This is a genomic window from Cytophagaceae bacterium ABcell3, assembly GCA_030913385.1.
Lineage (GTDB): Bacteria > Bacteroidota > Bacteroidia > Cytophagales > Cytophagaceae > ABcell3.
Map to the genome: position 1 here is coordinate 4775958 of CP133159.1, position 13379 is coordinate 4789336.

General features: G+C 34.1%; 11 protein-coding genes and 1 tRNA gene. All 12 read right to left on the reverse strand.

Annotation, left to right across the window (positions count from 1 at the left end; all coding sequences use genetic code 11):
• Positions 1-284: 284 nt before the first annotated feature.
• On the reverse strand, positions 285-452 hold the full coding sequence (locus tag RCC89_19645; protein ID WMJ75355.1) for a hypothetical protein: 168 nt from the start codon (positions 450-452) through the stop codon (positions 285-287).
• A 211-nt stretch (positions 453-663) separates the two neighbouring features.
• The gene (locus RCC89_19650; GenBank protein ID WMJ75356.1) at positions 664-816 is read right to left on the reverse strand and encodes a hypothetical protein; all 153 of its coding nucleotides are present in this window, start codon (positions 814-816) and stop codon (positions 664-666) included.
• The gene (locus RCC89_19655) at positions 806-1384 is read right to left on the reverse strand and encodes a zeta toxin family protein (GenBank protein ID WMJ75357.1); all 579 of its coding nucleotides are present in this window, start codon (positions 1382-1384) and stop codon (positions 806-808) included. The genes RCC89_19650 and RCC89_19655 overlap by 11 nt, the downstream gene beginning before the upstream one ends.
• 237 nt (positions 1385-1621) lie before the next feature.
• A complete protein-coding gene (locus tag RCC89_19660; protein WMJ75358.1) occupies positions 1622-2197 on the reverse strand; it encodes a hypothetical protein in 576 nt (191 codons plus the stop codon).
• A gap of 159 nt (positions 2198-2356) precedes the next feature.
• A complete protein-coding gene (locus RCC89_19665; protein ID WMJ75359.1) occupies positions 2357-3691 on the reverse strand; it encodes a hypothetical protein in 1335 nt (444 codons plus the stop codon).
• Positions 3691-7035: an AAA domain-containing protein gene (locus tag RCC89_19670; protein ID WMJ75360.1), complete on the reverse strand. Its 3345-nt coding sequence runs from the start codon at positions 7033-7035 to the stop codon at positions 3691-3693. Before RCC89_19670 ends, RCC89_19665 begins: the two co-directional genes overlap by 1 nt.
• A 213-nt stretch (positions 7036-7248) precedes the next feature.
• Positions 7249-8241: a virulence RhuM family protein gene (locus RCC89_19675; protein ID WMJ75361.1), complete on the reverse strand. Its 993-nt coding sequence runs from the start codon at positions 8239-8241 to the stop codon at positions 7249-7251.
• A 209-nt stretch (positions 8242-8450) separates the two neighbouring features.
• Positions 8451-9137, reverse strand: a complete 687-nt coding sequence (locus RCC89_19680; protein WMJ75362.1) for a hypothetical protein — start codon at positions 9135-9137, stop codon at positions 8451-8453.
• A gap of 55 nt (positions 9138-9192) precedes the next feature.
• A tRNA-OTHER gene (locus tag RCC89_19685) sits at positions 9193-9286 on the reverse strand.
• A gap of 647 nt (positions 9287-9933) precedes the next feature.
• Complete coding sequence (locus tag RCC89_19690) at positions 9934-10752, reverse strand: DNA alkylation repair protein (protein WMJ75363.1); 819 nt, start codon at positions 10750-10752, stop codon at positions 9934-9936.
• A gap of 747 nt (positions 10753-11499) precedes the next feature.
• The gene (locus RCC89_19695; protein WMJ75364.1) at positions 11500-12735 is read right to left on the reverse strand and encodes a phospholipase D-like domain-containing protein; all 1236 of its coding nucleotides are present in this window, start codon (positions 12733-12735) and stop codon (positions 11500-11502) included.
• A 62-nt stretch (positions 12736-12797) separates the two neighbouring features.
• On the reverse strand, positions 12798-13355 hold the full coding sequence (locus RCC89_19700) for a hypothetical protein (protein ID WMJ75365.1): 558 nt from the start codon (positions 13353-13355) through the stop codon (positions 12798-12800).
• Positions 13356-13379 lie beyond the last annotated feature (24 nt).

The window sequence follows — 13379 nt, forward strand, 5'->3', positions numbered from 1 at the left end:
CTACGACTTAGTCCGCCACCGCTGTTTCATGCTATCCTTGCATGTCTGCTTCCCTGTTAGGGTTCACAGAGCAACAGCGACTTCTCTTGTTCCATACAAATGCCTGTACTGAGTTCTTGCCAGCTTTGCCCCGGGTGTTATGCAATCAGTAATCAGAGCGCCCATTGCACTTATAACAGGTACAAACGTACTTACCTGCTTTCAACACCGTTTCTTTTACATTACGAGACGTAATTTAACCGCTGGTTTAATCTATTCAACTCCTCAGTCCGCACCTACGGGAATCATAGCTCCCGTTTTTCCTTATCGTTCACCACAAAGGAAGTTTCCGCCCAATGCAGCATAAGGTGGTTTGCAAACTGTTTCTGACAACCGTCTGCGGAAGGCCTATTCATTTCTTGATTCATTGCTTCTTTGGCCGGTTCAGTTCGCTCGACCTCCTTCTGAAACACAATGTCCTGAAATGTCTTCCATCATTTGTACAGCACTCTCCTTTTGTTTTAGTGTCAGGAGATTCAAGACACACACGTTTAGTATAAAAAATGGGCAGCGGATTAAATACGATAAAGTATCCCCCGAATCCAATATATGAAAAAGAGCAGAAAGTTCTAATAGCACTGAACCCGCTGCTCTTTTTTATACATTGTTATGCCCTTGTGCATTTCATTTTTCAAGGTCTCTGGCTTTTATTTTCACAATTTTGCCATCCTTAGAAAAAACCAGTTCTTTATCCTCTTTGCTTTTTGAACTTACCAGTCTTTTAAAGCTTAGTTCCAGTCCTGAAATTATTTTTTCTCTTAATTCTTTATTGTCCATTTGAAATTTCAATTATTCTGTTCCAAATATTTTTATCATGAATTATCATATTCTCTCCTTGTTGTCCTTCAGCAACTGTTAGAAATGGATTCTCTGAATTATCTATAACCAGCCAGTTGCCCACTACAGGAATAAACAGGTTAATCAGATTTTTAATACCTTTGTTATACCTTCTCCTTATAACTTGCTCAGGAATATTATGTCCTCCCTCTCTAACCCGTTCTTTTACTCTTTCTATTGCAAGTTCCTGAGAGTTGAGCCAAAAGTACAACAAGGTCACCTCATATCCACTTTCTTTTGCCCGTTTTACAGTATTAACGTAACTTCTGGTAGATAAAGTTGTCTCAAAGGCAAAATCAGCTTTAATTCTCAATAAATCTTCAATTCTTTCCAACATTATCCTTCCGGCCTCTAAAGAAACTTTTTCCGGCTGGAAAGGGGAAAGTCCTTTTGCAATTTCATCTGCATTTACAAATTCCTTACAATTAAGTATTTCAGGAAGTATATTATAGGAAGCAGTTGTTTTTCCTGCTCCGTTACATCCAGAAATTATATAAAGATTTGGCATTCAGCTGTTATTTTTGACTAAAGTACGATTTTTTCTGCATAGGGCATAACGGTTATGGTTGTAGACGGTGCAGGACTTGAATGAGCATTACTATCCTCCTACACAAAAGCCAGCACGCCTTATAAAAACAATAAAAAAGTGCGAGTTTTAAAGCTTCACACTCGACTATTCCACTACACCCTGCACTGGCTACAACCTATTGTTAGGCGTTCGGCTCTTATAATTTCACCATTTTACTTATGGAAGTAACCAAAATCGCCATCCATTCCAATATTGCTTGTAGTAATAATTAAATTCTTTATACTCAACATTTGGTTCAAGTCCGATTTTAATTAGTTCGTTTTTATAATCATCTATTAGCTCAAATGTTCTCACTTTATTTTTATCCAAGTCATAGAGGAAGTATCCACCATTATAATTTTCATAATGGCTTCCAGTAATTCCGTAAACAAAGTCGTCCGTAATATAAAATTTATTAATATCCAAAGCATAAACTCCGTTCTCTACATCTTGAATATAAGCTTGAATCCCATCTATTTCTTGAATGCTCCTAAAGTGGCCTATTGGAATTCTTGCACTGTCCCCAAATCCGTGCTTTCCAAAGTGCGAAAACATGAACCAAAAAAGTCCTCCAGAAATAATGAAACCACTTATAAACCAAAATTTAAATTTCTTCCTTGTAATTCTATCGAACCAGCTGTTTGGTTGAAATTTGGCAATCAATTTAAATATCAAAAGAGTTAAGGTTGCATATATAATTGCAAGGATGGTAATCTTGAAAAGTGTAATTATTAAATGAATTAATGATACCATATTTGTTGTACCTTTTATAAGCTGACGCCTAACGGTAAATTGTATGGGGCGTAGCGGATTACGGAGTGATTTCCCGTCATACCGCACCAAAGTTGATGCGAGAAACGACCTTGAAGTTAGCACTTTATCCGCTATGACCTATACAAAATGTTAGCCACCTTATTTCCTTATTTCATATTCTTCAAACACACTATTCCATTTATTATCAATGTTTTTTGTAATCAAAATGCTTTCTTCATTCGCTACTTTCTGTCCTTCTTTTTTGTTAAAGGATAAAAAGTTAAAACTTCCCTGAATAAAGAATTCGTCATCTTTAATTACTAGTTTTCTGTGTGTCCCAGTCATTTGATAATTTCCTATGCTTTCAAAATGTGTCGGCAAATGAATTAGATTAAATCCTTTATGTTCTCTTTGTAAACGTTCCATTTCTTTTTCTGCTTTTCGATGGTGTTCGTCATTGCCTTCAATGCCGTAGAGAATGTAAATAGTCACTCCATTTGTCAGTGCTTTTTCCATTAAGCCAACATACCTCAGGGTCGCTTGCTTTATCCAAGGACTTTCAATTAGGATTCTCTTTTTTACCGTTTTTAAAGATTCTTCAAATTTTGCCTGAGTCTCCCAAATAGAAAGGGTTTGAGTTTCAATTTCTGGTTTTTCAGAAACTTTAAACTCATTTACTAATGTCGTATTTTCATTTTCAATCCTAGCAATTGAAGCTCTCTCAGAATTGGTGAAATCATATAAAAGGGAAGGGTATCTGTTTGATAAGATTTTAGTTAATCTTCTATCAAGAGAATAGTCTTTATCTGTGTTTCGGATTTCTATTCTCGGTTCTAAATCATTCGCTTTTCCTGAATTGGGTATGTATTCGATTAAATAAAAATCCTGATATTCTTTTTTATCAAACAGGATATTGGATTTATCAAAGTCAACCAAGTACGCTTTCCCTTTATTTTCTTTTTTGTAAATGTCAGATATCTGTTCTGATTTATTATTCAGTAGTTCAGGTGATTTTATTCCAAAGTCAAATTCAGGTTGAAGTTTATTTTCGGTCTTCTTGTCAGAGAAAAGTCTAAATTCTTTTTGTAGTGCATCGTTGGTAATCGTATCAATTAGAAATTCATACTCTACCTCTTCAAGTACTTTTAATATGCTATTATCTTTTATAAATTCTTGACCTTGTTCTGTAACCAACCAAACACCCGAAACAAAATCTACAAATCCTCTCTCACGTAAAAAGTACAATTCACGTAAAATGAAATCTTCTTTGTGCAAGCCTAGAAAATTAATTATTTGTATTTCTGTATTGCACCCAATCTGAATTGACCTCAATAAAACAGAATAAACCTGTTGAATTGATTTCTCGGGAGATTTATTAACAGTTGCATTTATTCTGACTCTGCGAAAAGGGTATGCAAACGGTATTATCTCATTAATTTTATAATCATAAGGGCACTGCTTTACTAGCTTTTTATGTATTTCTTTTATATCCATTAAAATATCTGCTCAATGCTGTTTACAACCCATTCCTTTTTTATCTCTTTCAAATATTCTTGCAAAGCAACTTTACCATTAATACTTGATTTTGGTGCTTTTGCCTGAACAAGCCAATCATAATTACCAATAATTATCAGCAAACGCTTTTGTCTTGATAAAGCAACATTAATCCTATTTGCATTTGCTAAGAATCCAAGAGTATTTTGACGACTTCTTGCTAAATCAAAGATTATAATATCCTTTTCAAGCCCTTGGAACTTATCCACAACTGATACAGCTAAGCGATTATGTATGTCAATATTTTTAAGCTTCTTGTTGTAAAGTTGCCTTCTTATATTATTTCTAATTTCTTTAAGTTGTGCTGTATAGCCTGTAATGACACCTATGTTGTAATTCCTTATTTTGTCGAATGCATCCAAATTATGAAGCATTTCAGGTATCAGCTTTGCACTTTCTCTGTTTCTTGTAGAACCATTACCATCAACTTCGCTTTTGTATGAATTTCCTGTGTTTAAGAATATAATTGAACTGTCAATTTTCAAATCTAAGTTATGTTCTTTTTCTTGTGGTCGATCTACAGGCTGAATTGGTTCATCTCCATATTGCTCATAGAAACATTTTGATGTTAAAAGGACTTGCTCTTTTGAACTTCTTCGACATTCATCTAGTTGGCTTTTAAAGTCACCATCTATTTTTGTTATTATTTGCTCGAACAAGCTTGGCCTGTTAAAATAATCATCCCAACTATCGTATTCATCTGTTTCAGATTTATACTTTTCTCGAAGCCACTTTTCAACATCTCTATTTGATGTCAGCATCGGCCTTAATTGGCGGTGGTCTCCAACCAATACCGCTCTATTTCCTAAAACTAATGGAATCAAAGCTTCTGCAGTAGTTGCTTTACCACTTTCATCCATTATTACATAATCAAAATCGAAATTATACTTAGCATATTTCTTTGATGCAATATGATTTGTTGTTGCACCTATGACGCGAATACTATCAATCAGCTTCTGATTTATGCTACTATTTTCATCTAATGAGCTGATAGCAACTAACCAGTCATTATATATCTGCTGTTTTTGAAAATACTCAGTCAGGTTAATATTTGCTTCACTTTCTAATGAAGCTATAAATTCACTTTCGGAATTTAGTGAGTTTGTAAGGCTTCGGAATTGGCTAATGCGGTCAAGCTGTTTCTCAATCTGTTGTTTCTTTACTTTCCATTGCTTGTTGGATGAAAGGATTTCAAAAATTGGCAACAATAGAATGTTTTGCTTTTCTAATTGCTTTTTGAACTTATCATTCTGAGGTTTCCAATTTGCTTTTGCCTTTTTCTTTACTTCCTCTTTCCAACCTTCAATTTTCCTGTCTAAAGTATGCTTTCTTAGATTCTCTTTAGGTTTTCTGACTCCACTTAGACGAACAATTGGGATTTCCTTTTCTAAAAGATTATCCAAAACATTATCAACCGCATCATTGGTTTGAGAAGTTATCAGAATTTTTGCATCTGTTTTTTTTTCGATAATTTGATAAACAATTTCGGTAATTACGGTTGTTTTACCTGTTCCAGGTGGACCTTGAATTACTGTTAATGGCTCTCGGTGAATAGCATTTATAATAGCTTGTTGCTGATTATAGCTATAAAGAAAACCATTACCTTTTTCGTCAGTCTGATAGATTTTTTCTAATTCGTATATGTCAAGGTTCTTACCTTGTAAGCTAGTCGGATTGAATAAGTAGTGGATTAAATCTCTGTTTTGAACCTCGTTAAATTCAACCTTTCTTATTGCCTCTAATTGACGTTTCTTTTCTTCTTCCTGTTTGCTAGTGTTTTGAAATATGTAACCGTTTTTGGGGATTTTATCAAAGTCTAACCTTTCACAGTCTTTGAATTTCAATATTCTTTCTTTGGTATTGAAATCAAAAGCAATTCCCGAAAACCTCATAGGGACTTTCATTTGTTTTTTATCGGCTGTTTCGCTGATGATATATTCAAATTCTTCTGGGTTTGGAGGAGTTGCTTTATCAATATGATTAAAGATAAATCCGTTGGATGAGTATTTCTCATTTTCTTGAATTTTAAATGAGATTCCATAGTTACCTTTTTTGTCAAAACTCGAAAAACGCAGTTTTAAAGAATTCTTTTCAATTACTTTTAGTTCTTGATTCAACAAATCCTTAAAGAATTGAAGTTCTTTTGATATTTCTCTCTTTCCCGATTTGTAACTTCCTTCGTGTTGCTTTTCCTTCTGAATCTTTTGGAGAATTGGTGTTAAGTTGAATTTCTCATTTAAGTAACAATCCGTTTTAAAAACAACTGGCAAACCTAATTTTTGTCCAAATCTCTGAACACGAGAATACTTTTCCTCATTTTCAGTTTTGTGAGAATAATTTCGGATAAGTAATTTTTGTTCTTCAATTATCCATAAGCAATGGATTGAAAAGCTTTTTGTATTTATATCTAGCAGAACATTTCCGCCTGTTTTAGGCGACACATCAAATATTGGAAGAAAGCTTTCTTCTCCAACATATTCATTATTCAACTCATCAATTAGCTCGATACTACTGTAATCTGAAAATGCGATGTGAATAATATTCTGATTATCAAAAGAAGTTTCACTATTAACTTTTGATATGCTTTCAATTAAAAAGTTGTAGTTAGTTCTTTCAGATGGTATTTGTTTACAGCAATTATTTACAAGTTCTTCAATAATATTATGTTCTTTTATTTTCTTGCTTTCAAAATACCACTCAACAACTTTTCCAATTGAAAAAATGTCTGATTGATGAGCAAACCCTTTGGGTATCTCACGATTCCATTTTTCAGGAGCAGCAAATTCTTTTGCAAATACTTCTAACTCTTGTTCTTGACTAAGTGTGTTGGCTATGTCTGAAATCCCAAAATCAATCAAGTAAAAATCGTTACTGTCATCTACAAGAATGTTTGCAGGAGTTAAATCTCCGTGCGAAATTCTGTGTTTCTGCTGTAGTTGTTGCAAACAACCAATAATTTGCTCAATACCTTTTAGGAAATAGACTGGTCTTATATCCCAAACTTTTTCTTCGAGTGTTTGAGCATTTTTGTTTTCAAAGACTATACAATAAGCATTTTGACTTTCATCCCAATCGCATTCAATGATTTGTGGTAAAGAGGGGTGAACAGCCTTTTTCAACTGTCTTAATTTGTCATTTAAGATTTTACTTTGTTGGGAGTTCTTTTTAATCCCTTTTAACCACTTTGCAAAAAACACATCTCCATCTTGATTTTCAACTCTTGCTGTTGAAGAATATCCTCTGTTTTCAATCTCTTTATGTGTTTGGTATTTGTTTAATATCATTCTATTATTTCTTGCTTGCAGTACGGTTTGTTTATATAGTGGCTAACGTTAAGTGTATGAAATGTGCCGGGTTTAAAAGCTCTGAACTATCCTCTAGTACTGAACCCCGCACACCTTTAAAAATAAACAAAATGTGCGGGATTTAGAAGCTCTGCTCTTTCCTTTACATCAACAGCCAGGCATATTTTATACACCTTGTTGGCATTTCGTGCTTTATTCTTTTCCTTTAATCTTTTTTATCTCTTTATCAAAGTCAGATTCGTAATTCTTATCTTGGATGATTCGATATTTATCAAATTCTTGTTCCGCTTTTAATTTAGCTTCTAATGCAGATATTTTTCCTTTATCATTTAGAATTGGATAGTTTGATAATTCTAAAAATTGGTGTAAAAATTTTAACCAATCTTCCATGGTTGTAGGAATTTGTCGTTCTGCCCTACTTTCGGCTAAGTCCAAGTACGCGGAAACAATCCTGTTAAGTTCTCGAATGTGTTGTTCATTTAAGTAGTTCTTTGCAATCGATACATCCGATTTTAATATTTTACCATCTGGTGCATGCTTCCAATTGGTCAGTCCCATGTATAATTTTGTAGCATCAGCTGAACTGTATATTATCTCAGCTGCTGTCTTTCCGGTGATTGCCCAATGCAACTTGTTTTGAACAGTTGCAAAAAAATCTTTTGTCAATGAATCATTACTGTCGTAATCGATTGAGAGGGAATATATATCGGTAATTTTTTGGTAAAACCTTCTCTCACTTGCCCGGATTTCACGAATTCGTTCAAGTAATTCATCGAAATAATCCTTGCCAAATTGTTTTCCTTGTTTTAATCGTTCATCATCTAAAACAAACCCTTTGGTAATAAATTCTTTTAATACCTTAGTTGCCCATATCCTAAATTTTGTGGCTTTACTTGAATTTACTCTGTATCCAACTGCAATAATTGCATCAAGACTATAAAACGTTGTCTTATATTTTTTACCATCATCGGCAGTATGTTCCAAAATGGAACTAACTGAATCTTCCTGTAATTCACCGCTTTCAAATATATTCTTTAAATGTTTAGTGATTGCGGGTCTTTGAACCCCAAAAAGTTCGCCTAGAGTTTTTTGAGTCATCCAAAAAGTTTCATCCTGATAGAATACCTCTATTTTGATGCTGCCATCATCTCCCTTATAAAAAATTATTTCTGATTCTTTTGACATTTAATTTTCATTCAAAAAATAAAACTTTTACTGATGTCCTTTAATGTATGGTTTCTTTGCATGAATGCCAACGTTTGTATATAGGACGGAGGGCGAATTTTACCATTCGGACTTATCCTCCGATACCAAAGTAAAGATACCCAACATTAGCCTGATTTACAACCAACACGCCCTCTGGCTTATATACATTGTTAGCGGATGTAATTTTTTCACAGTTCATTAATTTTGTGTGTCTTATCTGGTTTTAAAATTTCAAGAATGTAAGTCGTAAACGTCATATTAATAACATCATTTTTTGGAAATCTGTGAGCAGGTCTGCATCGAATTTTCGAGTATATCTTAAAGTTGGGATACTTTTTTGCCTTCTCATTGATATAACTTTTTGTTGAATCATCAAGCTTGAATAAGTCAAAAATTAAATAGGTGGAGTTTGCTTTTGCTATTTCATTTTTCTTCTCTGAATTCTTATCATAGCAGATATCAAATTCTTCGAGTAGAATATTTATTTTCTTATTGAAACCGGCAAGTATAAAATAACACTTTATGTCTTGGTGATATATGTCAAGATTTTGAAGTCGAATTAAGTCCCAAATAACAGAACCCAAAGAAATTATTGAATTGCCAATCCACTTTGACTCAAATGCAAATTTCCACTTTGATTTTTCATCCATCAAAACAAAGTCAACCTGAAGCGGTCGTCCTTGACCATCATTAGTACATGGATGATTTATTTCAGTTAGGGTCTTATATTCTGCTATACTATTTAAAATTTGACCAACAGGATAGGATAAGTACTTTTCATTAAATAAATAGCCCCTGAAGCAGTTGAACTCAAACAAAAGCCAACCTGACACACCTTCGCTTATCTTTCTTTGTATATTCTTTAAGTTACTCATAATCTAAAAAAAAGACTGACCCCGCTTAGAGTCAGTCTATAACAAGGAGCTTTAGTGTCTCAAGCAGGACTCGAACCTACAAATGATGGTTAAAAGTCTTTGCTCCTTGTTTAAATGCCGCCATGTTTTGCCCGTTAAACTATTGAGACATCTAAAAATATTTTTCCTAAATATATGCATTTTTCTCTTTTGAGCTCTTGTTGGCACTCTATTTATTTTTATATCCGCTAACGCCAGGCTATGAGAGGCCGCAGTTTATGTGCGCCAACCTCGAAGCCTTGTAAAGTTTAAATATAACGAATAACAGAGAAATATCAACGATTACCTGCGGTCTTTTATAGCTATTGTTGGGGGCTGTAGTATATTGATAAAGCTCTACAGCTGGTGACTATCGGTGTTTTAACAGCTTTCTTTCCGGTTGGTTAATACCTAACGGCAAGAACATCTTCGAATCACAGCTTTTGTGGTTCTGTTTAGTTACTCTTGTTCATCCTCTTATCTTCACTAACAAGAACCCGTTCGGGGCAGGCAGTTAAACGAAGAACAGGTATTAGGTTTAGGCTATTCTCCTGTTAAATAGATATCTCTTTATTTTTTAACTTTTAACAGCTTTCCTATTGGCGGTGCAGTATCATATTAATGAGCAGCTGCCTTTTGCCGCGACGAAAGAAAATGGCACGGCCAGCAGATTTTAAATCAGTAAAGTATCCACCGAAACTGAAGATGGATAAAACTGTAAAGTATCGGCTTCTACTGAACCTGCTGGTCTGCTATATGCATTGTTGTGCGTTCGTGCTTATTTTTCAAGCGTCCTTAATGCTCTTTTAATTATATATTTTGTTTCCTTAGAGTTGCTTTCATTTCCCCAACGATGGCAAAGGTTTATTACAAATTCTGGTCGTGTTTTACTTGCATCGTTCAGCCAATTTCCAACGCTGTCTTGCACATATTTTGCTTTGTCGGATTTTAGCGGCTCTAAAATTGTCAAACCTAATTCTGGATTCTGTTTTAGTTCTTCAATGTGTTCGCACCAAACGCCACGTGGTCGTGTGGCTTCACTTGCAAATCGTCTAACATTTTCGTCTGCGTGATTTGTCCACTTTGACAAAATTTCGAGGCTTTCTTCCAAATTTTGAGCAATGGTTTTTCTAACGGCTAACCACGAAATTTCTCGAACGCCAAAATGCTTGTCTGCTGCAAACTGTTGTATTTTTTGAAGTTTTTGCTTGATGTTCAGCGAAGCATCTCTTACGATAGTATATGTTGCCCAACAACGAACTACGTCCGATTGATGAGTTGAAGTTATCAGTAAAAATTCGCTGTCTTTGTGTTTGGTTGCTTGTTCAAAAAGTCCTGTCCCAATAGCTTCGTTAATCGTGTTAACGGTTTGCTTTTTCAAATTGTCAATTTGTTCTAAAATTGGTTTCAGATATTTTCTTCTGTCGTGTTGGGTCAAAATGTTCTCAATCAATGCCCTTTGGTCAATGGCAAGCCATTCCACAAGATTTGCGGTTTCAATTTCGCCACGGTTAAGTTGTCCCATAATTTCATTCGGAATATCCTTTATTGACTTTGCACCTTTTCTTTTAATTTCTGTCATCTGTTCGTTTGGCATTAGCGGTCTGTTAGCATGACGCACAACGTCAGGCTATGAGAGGCCGCAGTTTATGTGCGCCAACCTCGAAGCCTTGTAAAGCTTAAATATAACGATTAACAGGGAAAAGTCAACGATTCCTGCGGTCTCTTATAGCTATTGTTGGGGGCTGTAGTATATTGATAAAGCTCTTCTGCTGGTGGCTATCGGTGTTTTAACAGCTTTCTTTCCGGTTGATTTACACCTCATGGTAAGAGACTTTTTGGATTTTAGACATTATGTTTCTGTTTAGTTACTCTTGTTCAACCTCTTATCTTCACAAACAAGAACCCGTTAGGGGCAGGCAGCTAAACGAAGAACAGGTATTAGGTTTAAGCTATTCTCCTGTTAAATAGATTGCTTTATTTGTTAACTTTTAACAGCTTTCCTATTGGCGGTGCAGTATCATATTAATGAGCAGCTGCGTTTTGCCGCGACGGAAGAAAATCCGTTCCGGCGCCGTAACTATAAGTTAGTAAAGGAATCGTATTTTATCCTGCGATAGCTTACCAACCTGCCCCCTTTATTGCAACATGGTTTTATAGCAGATATGGTTGAGATTCGTAACCTATAGCCCCCAACGTGAGCATATGGCATGGCCGGCAGATTTTAAAGCAGTAAACTATCCACTGAAACAGAAGATAGGTAAAGCTCTAAAGAATCTACTACTACAGAACCTGCTGGTCTGCTATATGCATTGTTATGGGCATGTGCATATATTTTTAAATCCTATACAGCAAGTCGTTTCTTAAGTTTATTTAATTCATGTTCATCAACCGGAGCTGTAAAGACATCTACTATCTTAAGTTTAGGCAATCTAAAAAGAATGCTTAAATCTTTTACATTAGTATATTCAGCTCTAAAAATTTCTAAATCAATTAGGTCAGAAAGAGGTTCTATGTTAGATACCTGTAGCCCTGATATATCTAAAATTTTTAATTTTTTCAAATTTCTTAATGGTTCCAAAGATTGTATATCATCATTTTTAGTTATGACTCCATAACTAAAACATATCTCCTCAAGATTCTTTAAAAACCTTATAGCTTCAAAATTCTTTATTTTTAAATGGCCGCATGACAAAGACTTCAAATTTGTTAGCTCTTTTAAATGTTCAAAGTCTAATTCAATACATTCAATTCCTCCAATATCTAATTTCTCCAACTTTATAAGATTGCTTATTGGTTTCAAGGATTTCACATCAGTTCCAGAACAATTTAAGGCTTTTAGTTCCTTGAAATATGACAATGGCGAAAGGTCACTTATTGACCTAACTTCATCTAAAAATATTGATTTATAAAAATTTATGTCGTTATTGGATATTTCCCCCTTCCCAATTAGATTATCTAAACGGTCTTCAACCCACATTTCGCGCATAGAAAACGGTGCATCACTTATATCAATTTCTGATAATCTAAGCAATCCCTCGATTTCTTTATCTGTTGGTTCGCTTGACAAACTCAAAATTTCTTTAATTCTTTCTTGCCACCTAATATCTAATTCATTAAACCACAGAATATTTTGATGAACCCCTTGTTTAATCTCTTCAAATTTATCAACATACTGTTTTGCGACTTTAGAATCTTTAATTATAATTATATTTTCCTGATTTTTTGGCGCTTTAACTGTCCAATTATACGAACCAGTAATTATAACATTATTATCAATGATGCAGAATTTATTATGCATTAAAGGCGAAAAATCATTATAAGAGCTTCCTATTTTATAGATTTTGCATTTATTCATAAATAAAACCCTGAATGCCAAGTCTTGATTACGTTTAAAGTTTTCACTAAATGGTTTAGCGGAAACAATAATCTCAACTTTTACCCCTTGCATAGCCTTAAATGCAAGAGTTTTAATTAATTTTGGGTCGGAAATCCAAGCTACAGCAACTTTAATATTGTCTGTTGCAAGATTTAATTGTTCAACTAATCGTTCGTCGATATTTTCAAAATATGGTATCATGTTAAAATCATTTAAGCTCAACCCCTCTCAGCTTTTTATCAATATATTCTTTATACCCAAACTCAAAGGTTGAAGCATTTATAAAATTTTGTATTCATTTCTTCAAAAAATTGGACTCTATTTTTGAAAAATTTATTAAAAAATTCTTGTGTATCAACCTTCGATGAAATTTTATATTGTTTTTCAAATAGATAGTCATGTATAGTTAAGAGTTGTTTCGTCAACTCTTTGCACATGAATGGATTTTCGTCTTTCAAGTCTCCCAAGAATTCTTTGGTTGTTTGTATCCATATTGTACGATTACCTGCTTTAAAAGAGGTGTAATTTGCATCACTCATTAAACCAAGCCGTTCAATTGCTAATTGTGCAGTTATTACAATAAAAGTTGCCGCAAATAATAATGAATATGGATTAAATAATTCTAAGTATTCTTTAAATGCATTATTTGAAAATTCAAAACTCATTTTAAATCCTTCTAAAGATGCGAATGCAAAAGCTACGGTTGAAAAAATAATTAATATCCACTGTAGATAGAAAATTGGTTGTTTTAATTTATTCATGAGTTGCACATGTTTTTTTATTTCTTTGCCGCTAAGAGTAGCTATAACGGAATTTTGCATTGCCCATAACGTTACGGGTATGAG